Origin of the sequence: Cryomorpha ignava (genome assembly GCF_010686655.1) — a bacterium.
In the GTDB taxonomy this organism is placed as follows: Bacteria; Bacteroidota; Bacteroidia; order Flavobacteriales_D; family Cryomorphaceae; genus Cryomorpha; species Cryomorpha ignava.
The window spans coordinates 39,002-57,925 of sequence record NZ_JAAGVY010000025.1; the positions used below are offsets into that span (position 1 = coordinate 39,002).

Annotated in this window: 18 protein-coding genes and 1 pseudogene; 8 read left to right on the forward strand and 11 right to left on the reverse strand. The window is 39.6% G+C overall.

What is annotated here, in order from left to right:
- Positions 1–32: 32 nt before the first annotated feature.
- A complete protein-coding gene (locus tag G3O08_RS12895) occupies positions 33–527 on the reverse strand; it encodes a MepB family protein (RefSeq protein WP_163285794.1) in 495 nt (164 codons plus the stop codon).
- A gap of 140 nt (positions 528–667) precedes the next feature.
- Positions 668–1,111 carry a hypothetical protein gene (locus G3O08_RS12900; protein ID WP_163285795.1) on the reverse strand — a complete coding sequence of 148 codons (444 nt, stop codon included), beginning with the start codon at positions 1,109–1,111 and terminating at the stop codon, positions 668–670.
- A 337-nt stretch (positions 1,112–1,448) separates the two neighbouring features.
- Here G3O08_RS12900 and G3O08_RS12905 point away from each other — a divergent pair, with 337 nt between their 5' ends.
- The 3 genes from G3O08_RS12905 (at position 1,449) to G3O08_RS12915 (ending at position 5,475) form a co-directional block, all read left to right on the forward strand.
- Positions 1,449–2,480, forward strand: coding sequence for a YihY/virulence factor BrkB family protein (locus tag G3O08_RS12905; RefSeq protein WP_163285796.1), 1,032 nt, complete (start codon positions 1,449–1,451; stop codon positions 2,478–2,480).
- A gap of 210 nt (positions 2,481–2,690) precedes the next feature.
- Positions 2,691–3,197: a hypothetical protein gene (locus tag G3O08_RS12910; RefSeq protein WP_163285797.1), complete on the forward strand. Its 507-nt coding sequence runs from the start codon at positions 2,691–2,693 to the stop codon at positions 3,195–3,197.
- A 136-nt stretch (positions 3,198–3,333) separates the two neighbouring features.
- Positions 3,334–5,475: a catalase gene (locus G3O08_RS12915; RefSeq protein WP_163285798.1), complete on the forward strand. Its 2,142-nt coding sequence runs from the start codon at positions 3,334–3,336 to the stop codon at positions 5,473–5,475.
- A 215-nt stretch (positions 5,476–5,690) separates the two neighbouring features.
- On the opposite strand, the pseudogene G3O08_RS12920 reads toward G3O08_RS12915, so the two are convergent.
- The 4 genes and pseudogenes from G3O08_RS12920 to G3O08_RS12935 all read right to left on the reverse strand — a co-directional run.
- A pseudogene (locus G3O08_RS12920) lies at positions 5,691–5,819 on the reverse strand (DUF305 domain-containing protein); the annotation flags it as partial.
- A gap of 181 nt (positions 5,820–6,000) precedes the next feature.
- On the reverse strand, positions 6,001–6,573 hold the full coding sequence (locus G3O08_RS12925; RefSeq protein WP_163285799.1) for a tetratricopeptide repeat protein: 573 nt from the start codon (positions 6,571–6,573) through the stop codon (positions 6,001–6,003).
- A complete protein-coding gene (gene def / locus G3O08_RS12930) occupies positions 6,570–7,157 on the reverse strand; it encodes a peptide deformylase (RefSeq protein ID WP_163285800.1) in 588 nt (195 codons plus the stop codon). The genes G3O08_RS12925 and def overlap by 4 nt, the downstream gene beginning before the upstream one ends.
- A gap of 100 nt (positions 7,158–7,257) precedes the next feature.
- The gene (locus G3O08_RS12935; protein WP_163285801.1) at positions 7,258–8,598 is read right to left on the reverse strand and encodes a DUF2254 domain-containing protein; all 1,341 of its coding nucleotides are present in this window, start codon (positions 8,596–8,598) and stop codon (positions 7,258–7,260) included.
- A gap of 198 nt (positions 8,599–8,796) precedes the next feature.
- On the opposite strand from G3O08_RS12935, the gene G3O08_RS12940 reads away from it, so the two are divergent.
- Together G3O08_RS12940 and G3O08_RS12945 are read left to right on the forward strand one after the other, a co-directional pair.
- Positions 8,797–10,887 (forward strand): alpha-ketoacid dehydrogenase subunit alpha/beta, encoded by a 2,091-nt coding sequence (locus G3O08_RS12940; protein WP_163285802.1) that lies wholly within the window; start codon positions 8,797–8,799, stop codon positions 10,885–10,887.
- Positions 10,888–10,991: 104 nt separating this feature from the next.
- On the forward strand, positions 10,992–12,062 hold the full coding sequence (locus tag G3O08_RS12945; RefSeq protein ID WP_163285803.1) for a 2Fe-2S iron-sulfur cluster-binding protein: 1,071 nt from the start codon (positions 10,992–10,994) through the stop codon (positions 12,060–12,062).
- On the opposite strand, the gene G3O08_RS12950 is transcribed toward G3O08_RS12945, so the two are convergent.
- Positions 12,063–12,440 (reverse strand): hypothetical protein, encoded by a 378-nt coding sequence (locus tag G3O08_RS12950; protein WP_163285804.1) that lies wholly within the window; start codon positions 12,438–12,440, stop codon positions 12,063–12,065.
- A 137-nt stretch (positions 12,441–12,577) separates the two neighbouring features.
- Here G3O08_RS12950 and G3O08_RS12955 point away from each other — a divergent pair, with 137 nt between their 5' ends.
- The gene (locus G3O08_RS12955) at positions 12,578–13,894 is read left to right on the forward strand and encodes an HTTM domain-containing protein (protein ID WP_163285805.1); all 1,317 of its coding nucleotides are present in this window, start codon (positions 12,578–12,580) and stop codon (positions 13,892–13,894) included.
- A 21-nt stretch (positions 13,895–13,915) separates the two neighbouring features.
- Here the strand turns inward: G3O08_RS12955 and G3O08_RS12960 are convergent, their stop codons facing one another.
- Both G3O08_RS12960 and G3O08_RS12965 read right to left on the reverse strand, forming a co-directional pair.
- Positions 13,916–14,341, reverse strand: a complete 426-nt coding sequence (locus G3O08_RS12960; protein ID WP_163285806.1) for an META domain-containing protein — start codon at positions 14,339–14,341, stop codon at positions 13,916–13,918.
- Between the two features lie 45 nt (positions 14,342–14,386).
- Positions 14,387–14,731, reverse strand: a complete 345-nt coding sequence (locus G3O08_RS12965; RefSeq protein ID WP_163285807.1) for a hypothetical protein — start codon at positions 14,729–14,731, stop codon at positions 14,387–14,389.
- A 197-nt stretch (positions 14,732–14,928) separates the two neighbouring features.
- Between G3O08_RS12965 and G3O08_RS12970 the strand changes: the two genes are divergently transcribed.
- The gene (locus G3O08_RS12970; RefSeq protein WP_163285808.1) at positions 14,929–15,657 is read left to right on the forward strand and encodes an FkbM family methyltransferase; all 729 of its coding nucleotides are present in this window, start codon (positions 14,929–14,931) and stop codon (positions 15,655–15,657) included.
- A gap of 14 nt (positions 15,658–15,671) precedes the next feature.
- On the opposite strand, the gene G3O08_RS12975 is transcribed toward G3O08_RS12970, so the two are convergent.
- The gene (locus G3O08_RS12975; protein WP_163285809.1) at positions 15,672–16,751 is read right to left on the reverse strand and encodes a DUF4421 domain-containing protein; all 1,080 of its coding nucleotides are present in this window, start codon (positions 16,749–16,751) and stop codon (positions 15,672–15,674) included.
- A 173-nt stretch (positions 16,752–16,924) separates the two neighbouring features.
- Between G3O08_RS12975 and G3O08_RS12980 the strand changes: the two genes are divergently transcribed.
- On the forward strand, positions 16,925–18,157 hold the full coding sequence (locus G3O08_RS12980) for an MDR family MFS transporter (RefSeq protein WP_163285810.1): 1,233 nt from the start codon (positions 16,925–16,927) through the stop codon (positions 18,155–18,157).
- Here G3O08_RS12980 and G3O08_RS12985 read toward each other — a convergent pair.
- Complete coding sequence (locus G3O08_RS12985; RefSeq protein ID WP_163285811.1) at positions 18,152–18,910, reverse strand: patatin-like phospholipase family protein; 759 nt, start codon at positions 18,908–18,910, stop codon at positions 18,152–18,154. The two genes, G3O08_RS12980 and G3O08_RS12985, sit on opposite strands and share 6 nt — an antisense overlap.
- Positions 18,911–18,924: the final 14 nt, after the last annotated feature.

Sequence of the window (18,924 nt, forward strand, 5' to 3'; positions counted from 1 at the left end):
GGTGGCTAGAGTTGATGGCAACATGTAGGCGGTCATTTATTCTTATACAATTCAGTGATCTTATTAAAATCCATTAAATCATCAATTTGATAGAAATAATTCAATTGCCATTTTTGAGTTTGTGTTGCTTGTTTACTTTTCGCTATATCCCAATTGGGGTAAACCCGAAATGCTCTTTTCCCTTCTTTCTTATCGGTTGAGATTATTCCCTTTTTTATAAGCAGCGATTTTGGAAAAACAAATTGACCAAACTCCTTTTCAGTCCGAACGTTGACAGTGAATAAATCAAATCGATCGGTTTCATGAAAAGGTTCAATCGGCCCTTTACCATTTCGCTTCCAGAACGTTACAAATTGCCCGATTTTTTTAGGGGTAATTTTGGCGTTTCTGCTTATGATATGGCGCCCGCTTAATTCATATTGGCAGGCATCATATTCTTTACTTTCCTTTTCTGGTCCGAAATCGGATATTTCAAACCCACATTTCTGGAAAACCTCTGTTCTGATCTTGTACAGGTTAGCGTTCATTTATTCTATTTCGGTTCTTTTTATGAACCTGATTATCTTAACAGTATTTCGAACGGTTCGCCTTAATTTTTGAATTGTGCCGCGTTCACATTTCTCGGTTCAAAGGTGAAATAACTATTGACTTATGCCTTGTGAAACAATCACTTGGCTGGGTTTAATTTCATTTGTAAGTATTTTCTATATTGTGGGTCTGACAGTGCCATTTTCATGCTTTCATCTTCCTGATTGTTAAGATCCTGCAAAGTATAATTCCCCAAGCCATGGGTCTTCATAGTGTTCAATCTCTCATTATAATTTTCTTCAAATTGCTCAATATCGCGGGTGGTCATGCCTATACTGTTATAAAGATCGCTCCTGTCAGCATTCAATTTCGACGCATAAACAGAATCGGTTAATGTTTCGTTTAATGCATTGTCGTCTTTACGTCGGTTTAATACTTCTTCATAATCGCGCAGGGTATCACTATCGTCATAGATTTCAACTTCACGATGTTCTTCCCTTTTCACCTCCCTTTCCGTGGGATTATTACATGAAGAAATTGCAATTAAACTAAGGGCGAGTATCGAGATTATACTTGTTTTCATAATTTTTTGTTGTTTGGTGAATGTACTTTTCATCTAGCTGTACATTGCTCAAAAATAGTTCCATATCGTTTTTGGCAATTAGCCAGGATTTTCAAAGGCAATAATGTAGATAATTCTACCGCATGGGGTTAATTTTCACCAAAAGATATGCAGAAATTCTTATTTTTTTTCGATTTTACCTTTTCATTATTATTGGATATGACGTAATATCTTGATAACAAACCAGTTCGTTATAGGCATTTACCAAGCCTTCAATTCCGCGAGCAACATTTTACAGTATTATTATTGGTCGGGAAATTGCAAAACATTAAGAACTGCAAATTTTTATTGAATTGATATGACTAAATCAAAATCAGCAAATTTTAGACTCACACATTTGCCAAAATTATTAAAGCAAACTTTTGTGGAATGGAATGGAGATAATCCGTGGCGCTTGAGTGCCATAGTAGCCTATTATGCCGTATTATCGCTACCCGGCCTGGTGGTTGTGATTATTAATACAGTAGGTGCTATTTGGGGAGTTGAGATTGTACAGGGAAGGCTAACCGATGAAATGTCTGCCGCTATTGGGCCTGGCGCGGCAGAGTCTGTTAAAGAAATAATTGAAAGCACTCAGGGAGGCGAAAAAAGTTTGATTTCAACCATTATCGGTGTAGCGACGCTTATTTTTGGAGCTACCGGAGTGTTTTATCATTTACAACTCTCTATAAATAAAGTCTGGGATTTACGCCAGGATGATAATGCCGGAATTAAAAAAGTAGTTATAGACCGGCTAATGGGTTTTGGATTTGTGCTAGTTGTAGGATTTTTGCTATTAATAAGTTTTGTGCTTTCTACCGCATTAGCCGTTTTAAACGGATATCTTGAAAGGATTTTTTCAGACTTTTCAGTTTATATAGCCATAGCAACTAGCGAAATTTTATCACTTGGGGTCGTTACCGTATTATTCGCGCTGCTTTATAAATTTCTTCCCGATGCTAAAATCCAATGGCGATCAGTATGGATAGGTGGTTTTCTTACGGCATTATTATTCACAATTGGTAAATATTTACTCGGTCTGTATTTTGGCTCTGCCGATCCGGGCTCCACCTACGGCGCGGCAGGTTCGATGGTCTTAATTTTACTTTGGGTTTCATATTCATGTCTCATCTTATTTTTCGGAGCCGAGTTTACTTGGGTATATGCAAATACTTACGGCCACAGCATTCAACCCAACGAGAAAGCGGTGTTTATTAATGAAAAGGATAGCAATGCTGACATGGAAGAGTCAGTAGCAACAGCAGATAAATTGGATCCCGACAAAAATGATTCAGCCTTATTTCTAAAGCTGAAAAGGAGGAATGAGAGAAGAAAACCAAATCAGAAGTAGTGCTTTGTGCTAATTTTTTTAGCGTCCAAAATTGTGTGTTGTGTGATGTATTTCTTTGCCATTATAAGAAAGCCATGGTAACCAATTTACACCACATTTTTGGGAATCATTTTACTCATTCTCTTAAAAGATTTATATTGTAAATCAGATACTTATCGAATGGTATAAGCCTTGCTATAAATTCGTTAATTAACCCCTTAAAGCAAACTTATGAAGTATTTAGCTCTAATAATGGCTCTGACCCTCGCTGGAATTGCCACTTCCGTGAATGGACAAACAGACAGAGATTATCAAAATTTGGAAAACTATGTAGACAGCGTAGAGAATAAAATGGGCAATAAAGCCGATGCCAATTGGGATAAAGTAGAAACCCGGTATGAAATGCTTAAAGCCAAAGTGGATGAAAAATCAGATGATTATAGTGATGAAATGGCTGACAAGTATGATAACCTTGAAGGTAGATATGAAGATTTCAAAAAAAATGCGCGTCAGAAATCAAACGATATAGAAGATCAAGCCGATAAACGCTTAACCAAAGCTGAAAAATGGCTCGCAGAAAACAAGGAAAAGACCAAAGACAATCTTGAAGATACCGGAGACGACTTAGAAGATGGCTGGGAAGATACTGAGGACTGGTTTAGCAAAAACTACGACAACCTAAAAGAAGGAACCCGCAAACGCTACGATGATCTGAAAGATAAGTTTGACAACGACTAAAGGATATGCATTTATCTGAATATTTAAAATGGTGTGGTAACAATTGGTGCTACACCATTTTTTGATTTTAAAATATGGCCAACCTCCATAATAAAATTCTTAAACCCCTACCCTATCAAAACCATATACTTACAACATGAAAAAGCAAGAAAATAAAAAACAACCCGATACGGATAAAATAGCCGACCTAAAAAAAGACTATAAAGATAAAACCGGAAAACCGCTTACCACTAATCAAGGTTTGAAAGTAAATGATACAAACAACTCATTAAAATCTGGAGAACGTGGGGCTACCCTGCTTGAAGATTTTCTACTGCGCGAGAAAATTACAAATTTTGACCATGAGCGCATTCCTGAAAGGGTGGTGCACGCCCGGGGAAGTGGAGCTCACGGACATTTTGAGCTGTATAAAAGCATGGATAAATATTCAAAAGCCGGCCTTTTTACAGATACCAATCGCAAAACTTCTGTTTTTGTGCGTTTCTCTACAGTAGCCGGTTCAAAAGGATCTGGCGATTTGGCAAGAGATGTGCGCGGTTTTGCAGTAAAATTTTACAATCCGGAAGGAACCTGGGATTTAGTGGGCAACAATATGCCAATATTTTTTATTCAGGACGCTATCAAGTTTCCGGATTTGATACATTCAGTAAAACCCGAACCGCACCGGGAAATTCCTCAGGCGGCTTCTGCCCACGATACTTTTTACGATTTTGTATCACTCTCTACCGAAACGCTGCACAATCACATATGGGTAATGAGCGACCGTGGTATTCCCCGCAGTTTTAGAATGATGGAAGGTTTTGGCATTCACACTTACCGACTGATTAATGAAGCAGGTAAATCGCATTTCGTGAAATTTCACTGGAAACCATTGCTTGGTGTGCATTCTGTAACCTGGGATGAAGCCGTGAAAATAAATGGTGCCGACTCTGACTTTCACCGCCGCGATCTTTGGGATGCCATCGACGCTGGCCATTTTCCAGAATGGGAATTAGGTTTTCAAATCGTGCCCGAAGAAGATGAGCACAAATACGACTTTGACCTTTTAGATCCTACCAAGCTAATTCCCGAAGAAATGGTACCTGTAATCAAAGTAGGTAAAATGACACTGAACAGAAATCCTGAAAATTTCTTTGCAGAAACAGAGCAAGTGGCATTTCTACCCGGACACATTGTACCAGGTATAGATTTTTCAAATGATCCATTACTGCAAGGCCGGTTATTTTCGTACCGCGATACACAATTGTCGCGTTTGGGAAGTCCTAATTTTCATCAAATACCTATAAACAGACCCATTGTAGAAACCCATAACAATGAGCGCGATGCCCACATGCAAACATCAATACCAAAAGGAAAAACAGCCTATTTTCCAAACAGTATAGGAGGTGGGTGCCCGCATTTGAGCAAAATTTCTGAAGGCGCGTTTCATACACATGAAGAGCGAATAGACGCTAAGAAGATCCGCACCCGAAGTGAAAGCTTTAGTGATCATTATTCTCAGCCAGCCCTGTTTTACCGCAGCCTGGCAGATTGGGAAAAGGATCACATAGCTGGCGCATATACATTTGAATTGGGTAAATGCACATATCCTCACATACAAGAACGCATGTTGTATCATATTAATCAAATAGATGAGACATTGGCTAAGAAGGTAGCTGAAGGATTGGGTTTGAAGATTCCTAAAAAAATAGATCAACCAGTAAATCAGGCCATAGGTGCTGATGCCGATGTAGAAAAACACCAACCCGGCAAGAAGAAAATCTATTTGGAAAAAGATCCGGCCCTTAGTCAGGCCAATACACGGTTTGAAAGCATTGCGACCCGGCAGGTTGCGGTACTGGTTGCAGACGGTTTTGACATGAAGGCTTACAAAAGCATGAAAAATGCGCTTGAAAAAGATGGCGCTATGCCTAAAGTTATTGCCCCCCATGGCGGCACCATAAAATGCGACCAAAAAATGGATCACAAGGTAGATGCAGCAATTGCCACCACAGAAAGCGTACTTTTTGATGCGGTGTATATTCCCGGAGGAAAAAAAGCTGTAGATGCACTACTGAAAGAAGCCAAGTTTACCAAGTTCGTGAATGAAGCTTTTAAGCATTGCAAAGCAATAGCCGCAGATGGTGACGGAGAGCGATTACTGGATAATACTTTTGTAAAAGAGAATAAAAAGGATAATGCCATACTTATCAATGCCAAACCCGAAGCATTTAAAAAGGCTATAGCCAAACACAGAAACTGGGACAGAATGGAAATAGCGAAGAATATACCGGTTTAAGCTTTCGGTATAAATACCCTTTTCTATAAATCATTAGTATATGAAAAACCCCTGAACTTATTTCAGGGGTTTTTCTTTTGGATGATTATAGCTGAAAGCCAAAAGTTAAGTATGCCCATCTTTTGAAGCCTACAGCTAAAAGCAGGTGGCTATTTCCCCACTTAATTCTCCCTCGAGGCCAGAGACTCAGGACTTGCGCCTATCTCTCAACTAAATTATTCCGCATCGAGCCGCTTTATGTAAGCCTTCATTTCTGCTATTTCCTTTTCCTGAGCTGCTATAATTCCGTCGGCGAGTTTTCTTACTTCCGGGTCAGTAATATTAGCCCAATTACTGGTAAGTAGACAATTAACAAAACCGTAGGACTGACATTCCGGAGCCACAAAATCATGACGCATCATTGGCCGCAGCATTGCAACTTCGTGAAGCGGTTTCAGGACTGCAGGAACTCCGTGCGGATGAAACAAATCAATGCAGCGAAGAGAGATTGCAATGAAAAACTAACTTAATAAAATCACAAACAAATTACTCGCTTTTCTTCCTGTCCTTCTCCATAAACGATTTCACCAAATCTTCATCACTTTGGTCAATATTTTCCAATCGCGCAGAGGCTTGCTCTGCCCATTTATCGCCGGGATATCTCTCAATCACGATGTGATAAGCTTCTTTGGCTTGCTCTTTTTGCTTTAAATCTTCATCGTAGGTAAATGCCATTAAAAAGGCCACTTCCGGATTTCTTTCGTAATCGGGATAGTCTGCAAGAATTTTATCGTAGAGTTTTATTGCTTTTACCGGAAGGTTTACCGCACGACTTATTGCTGCCGACTTATAAAGATATTCAGGAGTTTTCTTTTTGTCGCCAATAAATTTCTGGGTGTACTCATTGTAAGCTGCCATCAATTCGGCTGTTGGGGCATTATCCAAATCGGCATTTTCGTCATAAACAATTTTCTCCAGACTATCTATTTTGGCCATAAGCCGCTTGCTGTCTTGCACATTTGAAAGTAAATCGCTTTTCACAGATTCATCTTCTGTAGTACCGCAAGATAATAACAGGGTGCCTAAAAACAGGGCAAGTATATAAGTCAGTTTATTCATCGCTTTTTAGCTTTTAGTATTGGAAACTTCATTTTATAATTCACGTCAACTTCTCCTCTGGAAATACCTTGAAGTTTTCTTTTGAGCATTCTCTTTTTTAATGGATTGAGCAGATCGGTAAACAAGATACCATCGATATGATCATACTCATGCTGAATAATGCGTGCGGCATAACCGTCAAATTCCTTCTCTTGATAGTGCCAGTTGCGGTCGTAATATTGAATGCGTATAGTAGATTCGCGGTTTACATCCTCACGGATATTGGGAATACTTAGGCACCCCTCCTGAAAAAGCCATTCATCGCCTGCTCTATCAACTATTTGCGCGTTGATAAATACCTCTTTAAAATCTTTGACTTTCAAAGCTTCGGGGTCATCTTCATCTTCGCCGAAAGGCGAAGCATCAACAATAAAAAGCCGAATTGACTTTCCTATTTGAGGCGCTGCCAGCCCTACACCACTAGCATTGTACATGGTCTCAAACATGTTGTCTATTAACTTATCGAGCTCGGAATAATCTTTGGAAATGTCTGCGGCTTCCATTTTTAAAACTGTATCGCCGTATGCTAATATTGGTAAAATCATAATCTGCAAAAGTAATCAGAAGAATCAATCTCTAAAATCATTCTTGCTGTTTTACACATTAATTAATGAATATTTAATGGTTTTAGGTTCTATATTTTCTCTAACGATGCGATACATCCGCTTTTAAAGCCTCTCTCCCTACAGAATATTCTTTGCCTAAGAGATAATTTATACGGTCTATCAGCGCATCGATTTGCTCGAGATCCAGATCGTTTGCAATATATTTTTCGGCAGAGAAAATCATGCTCTGCATATATTTGGTAAGTAGGTTTTGATATTCTTGCTTATCCCTATCGGCGTAAGCGAGATTCTTTAGACTCTCAAGGATTTTAAGCATGATAGTGGCATCCGATTTCCCATACTCGCGAATTGGTGTAAGGTTAATGAAGAGTAGCTCTTCAAGCGTAGGCTCACGAAAAAAGATGAGCAGCTTGCCATCATCATCCGTTATATAATTTTTTTCATTCAAAGCCATTTTCTCAATAAAAAGAATGGACAACATATCTAGCGACTTAATGGCCGTAGCCGGATCGTTAATTCCGGGGCTCAGCGCTTTTACGGCTATCTCAGATATTTGCTTAAAGCCAAACAAATAGTGATCTGCCACATGCTCTTCGATATAAAAAATAAAACAACTGCGAATGGAATCTGCTGTTTCCACATCAATTTCTTTGCTCACCTTCACCATTGGGTAACCTGATACAAAAAAGAAACCCGGATTTTCGGTGATTTTTACTGTTATATCTTGTAGGCGGCAGATTTTGGCCAGACTTTTTAACTGAATTTGCTTCATATAACCACTGCCAGTTGCGTATATTGAGAACCAACCATCGGTATTTGGCATTTCGGCTGGCTTTTCAGGCATGCCTGAATGGCGGATTTGATGCAGCGTTTTCTTAAAAATGCGTTCTAGAACGTTATCAACTTGTATTGATTTGCTAATGGAGTCTATGAAATATACAAACATTCCGAGACAGGTGATTGCAAAAATCATGGCAAGCAAAATTCCTAGCGTTGGAATCTGATATTCGGCCGTTTCAGATTGGATATTCACGATGAGAATAAGGCAGTAAATGATTGTACCTAAGTACATCCCCAATACCACTTGATGCGATTTTTTAGTAATCAATCCGGGTATTACTCGGGGCGACAATGTTGAAGAGGCTCTGTTGAGCACAAGCATAACCATAGAAAAACTGAATACCATAAGCGAGAAAATACTTCCTGTAACAGTTCCCAAAATCAATCGGGCATTGTCTAAACCCTGCACCAACATGGGTTTTAATCCTTTTTTTAATTCAATAACAAAAGGAATATACTCAATTTGCATGATGAATAAGGAAAAGAGCAGAAATGCGACTGAAATAATAGCTGGGTAAAAGGCTATGCTGTTTACAATCTGAATATAAATTCTTCTAAAGAAGCGTGTAATCCAATTCATTTATATCTGGTAGGTGCTGAAGCTTTAAGAACAGAGATACAGCGATTATGTTGATTAAAAGTAAACTAAATTGATGAATATCCCTAAGCTCATAGCCACTGCACCAGAACCAGATGGTTACTAGAGCACGACGATCTGATTAATGAGGCCTGTTATAGTCTTGCCGAAGTTTGTAACTTTGCGGCACAAGAATATTCCATGTCAGAAGATATTAAGAACCCGCCCCGGGAAAAGCGCACCGTTTCCAAAGAGATCCTCTTAAAAGCATGGGAGCTGATGAATACAGCCAATGCAATGACGGTGCTTTTTGAAAAAAACAAGGAAGTTACTGCAAAGTATGTTCACGCCACAAGCCGCGGTCATGAAGCCATTCAGCTGGCTTGTGGAATGCAATTAAAGCCTCAAGATTTTGTTTATCCTTATTACCGCGATGATTCAATTTTGCTCGGCATTGGCATTACGCCTAAAGAGCTGATGTTGCAGTTACTAGCTAAAAAAACAGATCCGTTTTCTGGAGGCCGCACCTATTATTCACATCCGAGCTTGCGCCGGGAAGGAATGCCAAAAATTCCACACAACTCAAGCGCCACGGGTATGCAAGCTATTCCCAGCGCCGGTGCAGCACTTGGAATTCAGTACCGTGAAAAATTTGAATTGGACGAGAGCACCGACGAGAAACCAATTGTAGTTTGTTCTATTGGCGATGCTGCAATGACCGAAGGTGAAATAAGTGAAGCATTGCAAATGGCCGCACTGAAACAGCTGCCCTATATTTTTCTCGTTCAGGATAATGAATGGGACATTTCTGCCAGCGCAGATGAAGTGAGAGCAAATGATGCCGCATGGTACGCGCGAGGTTTCAAAGGAATTGAAGTGCGCTCTATCGATGGAACTGATTTCGAAACTTGCTGGAATACTATAAATGATGTTTTTACGATGGTAAGGAAAGATCGTCGCCCGTTTTTGATTCACGCAAAAGTGCCTCTGCTAAACCACCACACTTCGGGAGTGCGCAAAGAAACGTACCGCGATGACTTAGATGAGCATAAAAAAAGGGATCCGCTTCCAAAGTTGGAGAGCTTTCTTTCAAAAATTGGTTTTGAGTCTGACGAGCTGGAAGAAATTGTTTCGAGAGCTACAAAAAATGTAGAAAACGATTATCAGGCTGCATTAAACGATCCTGATCCAAAACCTGAAGACCTTTTTACATTCGATTTTGCTCCTACTCCGATAACGGAAGAAAAAGGAAACCGCGCACCAAAAGATGCAGAACTCACCCTCATGGTCGATTGTGCCTTATTTGCTGTTCAGGAAATTTTGGAAGACCATCCCGAAGCTCTTCTTTACGGGCAGGATGTTGGTAGGCGTTTGGGAGGTGTTTTTCGCGAAGCGGCTACCCTCGCTAAAAAATTTGGCGACGACCGTGTTTTCAATACGCCTATTATGGAGGCTTTCATTATTGGAAGTACGGTAGGTATGGCTGCCACTGGCTGTAAGCCGATTGTAGAAGTGCAGTTTGCAGATTATATCTGGCCGGGTCTCAACCAGCTTTTCACCGAGGTGAGCAGAAGTTATTATTTATCAGACGGAAAATGGCCTGCGAGTGCCGTAATACGCGTTCCTATTGGAGCATATGGAAGTGGTGGCCCTTACCACTCATCTAGTGTAGAGTCTGTTTTGAGTAACATCCGGGGCATTAAAGTGGTGTACCCAAGCTGCGGTGCCGATCTGAAAGGACTTTTGAAATCCGCTTATTACGACCCCAATCCCGTAGTAGTATTGGAGCATAAAGGTTTATACTGGAGTAAAATACCGGGTACATCTAAGGCTAAGTCTAAGTTACCGGATCGTGAGTATGTTATTCCAATCGGCAAAGGCAGAATAGTGTTGGAGGCTGATCAGAATGAAATTGAAGCCGGAAATTCGCTCGTGGTGGTAACATACGGAATGGGTGTTTATTGGGCTCAGTCAGCAGCTAAAGATTTTCCGGGAAGGATAGAAGTAATAGACCTTCGTTCGATTTCACCTTGGGATAAAGAATTGGTATTCAAAGCGGTAAGCACTCACGGTAAATGTTTGCTCGTAACGGAAGAGCCAATAGGATGTTCATTTGCCCGTGGTATCGCCGGCGACATTCAAGATGCTTGCTTTCAATTTCTCGATGCTCCGGTACGCACTATTGGATCAGAAGATTTGCCTGCTATTCCATTAAATTCAACTTTGGAGGAAGCTATGATTCCAAATGCAGACAAAGTAAAAGATGCGCTGAACAGTTTGTTTGATTACTAATTGTCAAACAATATTGGTAGATATGAGTTAAAGAAGGGAGTTAAGATTTTAATATTGTCTGAATGGAGCATAGTTAGTACTTTTGCACCGCGAAAAACCCAGAGATGTCACATTTCCATAAAGTAAAGATTAAAGATATTAGGCGTGAAACGAATGATTGCGTTTCTATTGCCCTCGATATTCCAGCCGAACTGAAAGATAATTTTGTTTACAAACAAGGTCAATATATCACCTTAAAATTAACTATTCGCGGTGAAGAACTTCGCCGTTCTTACTCTGCCTGCTCAAGTCCTGTAGCAGATTCTGATCTACGCATTGCTGTAAAAGCAGTTGAAAACGGAAAAGTAAGTACTTTTCTCAACAATGGAATTTCTGTAGGCCAGGAGCTGGAAGTAATGAACCCAATGGGAAATTTCTTTGTAGAAATGCCCTCCGATAAGGAACAACACTTCGTTGCCTTTGCTGCCGGTAGTGGAATCACTCCTATTCTTTCGCTTCTAAAAACGGCTCTGGCGGTTAATGAAACAAATAAGTTCAGCCTCTTTTACGGAAATAAAAGTACTGATGATATTATTTTCAAACAGGAGCTTAACGAGCTGGTAGTCAAATACGAAAACCGCCTTCAGGTACACCATATTCTAAGTCGCGAAAAGACTGCAGACAAATTATTTGAAGGAAGAATATCACCTGAAAAATGTCTGGATCTTCTCATGAATTTTGAAGAAATTCAAAATGCTGATGCTTACTTTCTATGTGGTCCTTATGATATGACAATGGGTTTGAAAGACAAACTTATTGAATTCGGAATACCTAAGGAAAAAGTTCACTTCGAGCTTTTCACCACTGTTGAAAAAGAAACTGGCCCTGAAATAGGTGAAAGCCCTTCAACTTCTACAGACACCAAAGTTACAATTGTGCTTGATGGAGAAGAAACAGAGTTAACGATTAGCGGCAACGAATCTGTTCTTGACGCCGCCCTTGATGCGGGTCTTGACGCTCCATATGCTTGTACCGGTGGTTCTTGTTGCACGTGCAGAGCCAAACTTATGGAAGGCTCTGTAAAAATGGATGTGAATTATGCGCTTACTGATCAGGAAGTTGAAAATGGATATATTCTTACCTGCCAGTCTCACCCCACATCGCCCAAGATTGTGGTAGATTACGACGAGCCGTAATTAATTTTGCTCTATTCTACCAGTCATCGACTTTTCAGGGACTATTTCCATAAAGAAATAAACAACCTCTACAATCGAGCCGAAAAATATGAGCAGAAGTATCCAAATTACTTTCATGGTAATACTTATGTACTTATTGGTACCGGCATGAACCAGGTAAAATATCAGCACACCGCAGCTCAATACCCCGAGCACAATTGCCATAATAATAAATTTCCCTATCGAAAGCATCAATAGCTGTTCTATCTCTGCTTCGTTTCCACCTATAATTACGGGCAAGAATGTCGAAAAAAACCAAATCAGCGCAAATAGCCCTATAAACAGTTGTGCAATAGTGAGTATTCCGATGATGATTTTACCTGTTTGTGATATTTTCATGGATCTTATGTCTTTTATGAGTCAAATATATTTATCAAGACAGGCTTTTCATTCAATTTTGTTTAGAGCGGCATAAAAATGTGATTAACGGAAAAATCACCTGCTCGAATTGATTCTAATACTTATTTTCGCGACGTATGAGAAAGGGATTTTTATTCGCTCCGGCAGACATTGCTCCACTGGCCATTTTCCGGATATTGATGGGGCTGCTTATGGCCGCCGAAGGTTTTGGCGCAATTCTTACCGGATGGGTGCGTCAGAATTATGTTGAAAGAGATTTTACTTTTAATTTTATGGGATTTGACTTTCTTCAAATGCTTGTTGGCCCCCAGGCCTATGTTCTATTCGCGCTCCTCGGCGTATTCGGTCTTTGTATCGCACTTGGATTTAGGTACAAATTTGCAATTATAGGTTTTACCATTCTTTGGGCATGCGCCTATTTTGGACAAAAAACCAGTTACAACAATCACTACTATTTGCTTTTGCTCGTGTGCTTCCTGTTTATTCTCGTTCCAGCGCACAGGTATGCTTCCGCAGATGTAAAATCGGGAAGAGTTCAACAATCCCAAGTTACGCCTTATTGGACTATTTGGGTCTTTAAATTTCTATTGCTCATTGTCTATTTTTACGCAGCTATTGCCAAAATTTATCCCGACTGGATTGAGGGTAAGGCAGTTGAGATTTTTCTTACTGGCAAAAAAGATTGGCCACTGTTGGGAATGGTTGCCGACAAAACCTGGTTTTTTCTTCTGCTTTCTTATGGTGGTATCGTGTTTGATCTTTTGGTAATTCCTGCTCTGTGGTTCAAACCCACCAGAAAAATTGCTTTTGTGATATCCATTTTCTTCCATCTCTTTAATTCGGTGGTTTTTCATATTGGCATTTTTCCATACATGATGCTCATTACGTCAGTTTTATTCTTCGAGCCCGCTTTTATAAGAAAGATGTTTTTCAGAAACTCGATAGATATTTCGCATCTCAAAGTTGCAAATTACCTCAATAATAAATTGGTTTACAGCCTGCTTATACCATTTTTTGCAGGAATGATCCTGCTTCCACTCCGCCCGTTTTACTTTCCCGGCTCTTCTCATTGGACAGAAGAAGGACACCGACTCTCGTGGCATATGATGCTCAGATCAAAATACGGAACAATTTACTATGAAGTAAAGCGCAGTGATACAGGAAAAACGGAAAGGATAAATCCTGAAGATAGAATGTGGAATAAATCTGCCCGCAAACTTGCTACTCGACCCGACATGGCCTGGCAGTATGCTCAGAGATTAAAACGCGAATACAATGATATAGGAGTTGAAGTAGAGGTTTACGCTTTCGCGAATGCCAGCTTAAACGGGCGTGAACTCAAGCCACTAATTGACTCTAAAACAGATTTGGCAGCCGTAAAATGGAGAACTTTTTCTCACAATGAATGGATACTGTTGCATCCAGATCTTTAGAGAATATTCTAATTTAGAGGGTTATTCCACTTTCTTAAAACCGAGTAATTCCTCATCGTTCTTGAAAAAATGCATTCTCTCCTCTTCTATTTTTACCTTGTTTGTAGAATTTAATGCTTCCACAAAAATGCTTTCGTCTTTGCCCGGACAGGCCATCTTAGTCATGGGGCCCATTGTTATTTCCACACCTCCATCCAGCACTTTAAATCTCGCACTGTATTGATTGCAACCTGTTGATCCACTAAAAGTGCTGCTATCATTAAAAATTATGCTCGGCGATCCCCGCATATAGTCAATGTCGCTGATGGTATCGCCGTGCATGGTTTCTACCATCCAAGTACCACCGGGGATTTTATTCTCAGCCTGTACTTCTTTTTTATTCTTGCACGAATTCACTCCCGGAAAAGCAAGGATTGCTAAAATCGCGATTGCTAGAAAATTTCTCATAAAAAAAAACCGGCATAAGAGCCGGCTCAAATTTGCTAATATTTTTTATTCTTTCAGCAATTTAGATTTTTCAACCCAGTTCTTAAACTGTTCGCGTTGGCTATCAGTTAATAGCTTTTGCACATTTTCTTGGTACTGCATTTTGTAGTTTTCCATTGCCGCAACTACCTTATCCGTTTTGTTTTCAACTTTATCAAATCGGGATTGCTGCTCTACAAGCGTATAATTCTGGCGATAGATAGCAATTTCCTGATCATCAGTTAAATCAAGTGCAGCGACCATTTTGGTGGTTTCAGCTTTAGCCATTTTCTCAATCTCTTTTGAGCTTTGGGCATTCACGTAAGTATAAGAGAACAATACAAGAGTAAGTAAGAGTAATTTAGATTTCATGATTGATTTTGAATTAATTATTAATTGATTTCGCGTTTTCAGATCACTAATTTAATATAAGTTATTGACATATGGCAATCTCTGTGAATTGATGACGTAAAGAAAAACTTATAGATGCACAAAATTGTCGAAAAGATTGAATTTAATATAAAATTGGGTGGCAAAATGGAATTTTTAACTTTGCGCAAAATTTGGGATTGAAAAATACAGTTAAAAGACTTTTACAGCGGCTGCTCGGCTTTAATACCTATCTTAAAATCTTTGCACGATATAAAATTGCTACTCTCAAAAGTGATAAAAAGGAGGGCGATTTCTTTGCGTTTATGTCTTTACTTAAGAATGAAGGACTGATTCTAGATATTGGGGCCAACCTGGGAATTATGACCTGGCACTTGCTAAAGGATTTCTCCAATGCAGAAATCTGGGCGTTTGAGCCCATTCCCGAAAACAATAAAATACTTCACGCTGTTACTGAAAAGTGTCAACACCAACGCTTCCGGATTTTTGATTGTGCACTAGGAGATAAACCAGGCATAGCTAAAATGGTTCTGCCTAATGTTTCGAAGGTCAAAATGCAGGGGCTTAGCCATATTGTACACGAATCTATTGGTGAATTTAATCAGGGCGATTTCTATGAAGTTGAAATTGATACCCTTGATAATTTAATTGACAGCACCAAGAAAGTTCAGGGAATTAAGCTCGATGTTGAGAATTTTGAATACTTCGTACTGAAAGGTGGAGAAGAATTAATAGAACGTGACAAGCCAATTATTTACACCGAACTTTGGGTTAATGAAAACCGCGAAAAATGCCTGAATTTTATTAAAACAAAGGGCTACGCCGTCAAAGTGCACGTGGGCAATAAATTAATTGATTTTTCTCCTGAAACTTATTCTGGTCAAAATTTCTTTTTTATACCCAATTAGCGATTCTTCATTTATCAGGGTACTTTATTAAACCAGGGCAATAATTTAGGTCCCGGTTTAAACCGCTTCACAAAGTTTAATCTGATATTTGATATGCCATAATCAGCATTGAGCAAGCGGCTATCGGTACTTGTGGTGATATTGTTGTAAACAATACTCAACCCCAAATACCAATTATTGTCGTTGTAACCGAAAGCAAATCGAGCGAATGCACCAAAATCTCCTTGAAAATCGGTTCTCGTTCCTTTATCGGGATGATAAGCCGTATTATATCCCATTCCATAGTTCACCGTAAGCGATGCCATAGCAAAAAACTTTTTGGCAATGACCAAATTATAAGCATAACCGATGGTAGGTCCGGCTTTTAAAAATCCGATTTTTTCGTAGCCCTTCATTTCCACAAATACTGAATCATCAATAAACGATGGTACCAACGCACTATCGGCATTCACCAAGCCGTAATACGCCTCGGCACCTGCCAGAAAAGACCCCGATGACTTAAGCTGCCGCTCGTTTTGAATCAGCGAAGAGCGGTAAGAAAATTTTTTATTATTGAAGACATATAGACCTGACAAGCCAAAAATTTGCACATAGATATCGGGTCGCACATAATAAGGATCGCGATAGTTTTGGTTGAGTGTAAGAGTGTTCTCTAAATACATCCCTTTATAAAACTGGCCAAAGAAATCGATAACGAGCTTGCGCGTGTACACATGCGACTGCAAATCGAGATACCGCGTTTTACCCTGTCCTTCGTCTGGATTGAGAATCCTGAAACCATAAGCCAGATTGAGTGTAAAAGATTTTACCGTTGCACCAATCCCAAAGTTCAACGAAGTATTCGGCTGGTAATCAAGATCAGTGCTTTCCTGATTGTCTGTAAGTGCCAGACTAGTAGCTTTTTGAGATAAATATACTCGTGTGGTAATTAATTCGGGATACGACTCTATATAAAGTGAATCAAAGTCAATCGAGCCGTTAGGCGCATATCCCCCTTCAAGAGATTGTGCACCTAAAAAATGAACGGAAGCCATAAGCCCTGTAAAAATAACTGCTTTTAAAAATCGTGGAAACCGCATAGTAAAATAGTTCATGGCAAATTTGCATAAAAATCTTAAAGATGAGCTAGGTGAGATTGGATTTTGCGCTCCTTAAAAACTGAAAAGACAATTTGCTGACGGTTTTCATAAAAAAAACCCGGATTACAAGTTTCTGGGTTAAACTTTCAAATTCTGGTATTACTTTCGCGCCTATGCGGATTATCAAAATGTACTTAAAAAGTTACAGTGGTTTAACTACACCTGCATGGATGCTTGCCCTTGTTTTGTTGATAAACCGTAGCGGATCAATGGTATTGCCGTTTTTGAGTTTGTACTTGAAAGATGAACTCAATTTAAGCATTGAAGACGTGGCTTTTATTCTCACTATGTTTGGTTTTGGTTCGCTGGTTGGTTCCTATCTCGGTGGTCACTTAACCGACAAAATTGGAACCTTCGCTGTGCAGTTTTGGTCATTGATTCTAACAGCGGTGGGTTTCGTTCTGATAGCTCATTTGCGATCTGTAACAGAACTAGCCATCGGATTTTTTGCTATTACTGTAATCTCAGACTCGTTTAGACCTGCAAATGCTGCCGCAGTTGCTAAACACGCCAAGCCCGAAAATCTTACTCGTGCTTATTCGCTAAATCGGATGGCTATAAACCTGGGCTTTGCAATAGGCCCTGCCGCCGGTGGTTTGCTTGCCGCCATTAGTTACGATTGGTTATTCTATGTAGATGCAGTTTCCTGTGCCTTGGCGGCAATTGTATTTGCATTATATTTTTATAAAAGGCGATTCAAAAAAGCAATAATTTTAAATCAGACGGAAATGACAACAGCGAAATCGCCTTTTAAGGATTTCCGTTTTGTGCTTTTTACCATTCTTACAGTTGGCTATGGCGTGGTATTCTTTCAATTTTTATTTACGCTTCCTGTTTATTACCGCGATTATTATCTGCTTTCTGAAAGCGCAATAGGCTGGCTGCTGGCGTTAAACGGTTTTGTGGTTTTTGCTCTTGAAATGCCCCTGGTTTATATTTTTGGAAAGCGGTTTGCTTTGAGATCCACTATCCTTAACGGTTGCCTGCTGTTGGTAGCTTCATTTATGTTTTTAAATCTGGCCGATGGAATAATTATCTTAATCATTGCTATGGTTTTTCTGAGCGTATCAGAAATTCTTGTTATGCCATTTCTTACCACCTACACAGCAAATCGTGGTGGTGAAGCATCGCGGGGTAAGTATTTGGGAATGTATAGTATGGGTTATTCGGTATCGTTTATTGTGGCACCCGCTCTGGGTCTATTTATGATTAAGAATTACGATTTTCACGGTTTATGGTGGCTCGTATCTGCATTATGTGTTTTGGTGGGAATAGGTTTTTATTACCTCATTCCCACCGGAAAGCTAAAAACTGAAGCGGCAAAGATAATCGACGAATCTGAAAGACAAAACAGCTTATAGGTTATTGGCTTCTAACCATTTAAGCCCCTCAATTCTTCCTATTTCAAATAATTTTTCACTATTGGTAAAATCGAATAGTTGAAATTCGCTGTTGAGTTCAGGCCGTATTAATGAATCGCATTCTGCCATTCCTATACGGCTATTGTTGTTGAGCATAATGTAGAACACCTCTATAGCGACATTTTTCATGTTTTTGAGATCGGAGGTGAAATTCCCAAAGTTCACTTCAACACCCAATACCTTGTCGCAATAATTCTTACAAGCTAATGCCGGGAGATTGTCAATTACTCCACCATCAATATATTTGTCTTCATTTATTTCGACGGGAGCAAATAAAACGGGTATACTCGCCGAGGCAATAACAGGTTGGTGTAAAGATCCTGAATTAAAGATTACAATTTCATGTCGGCTTAAATTTGTAGCAGCAACAGAGAAAGGAAGATTCAACTCTTCAAAAGTTTGAGGCAGATGTTTCTGGAGTACTTTTTTTAGATAACTCATTTCGAGGAAGCCCGAAAAGCTTGCTTTCAGGCTAAACATGCCCAAAAAACCACGATCTGAAATTAGCTCCAACATCTTTTCAGGTTTCATACCACTTGCATACAAGGCACCTATTATTGCACCTATACTTGTGCCTGAAACACACACCGGCTTAAAGCCCTTTTCTTCAAAAGCTTGCAAAACGCCAATATGAATAATGCCTCTTGCACCACCGCCGCTTAAAGCAAGACCCCAATTTACCTGATTTTCCATAGAATTGTAGCAAA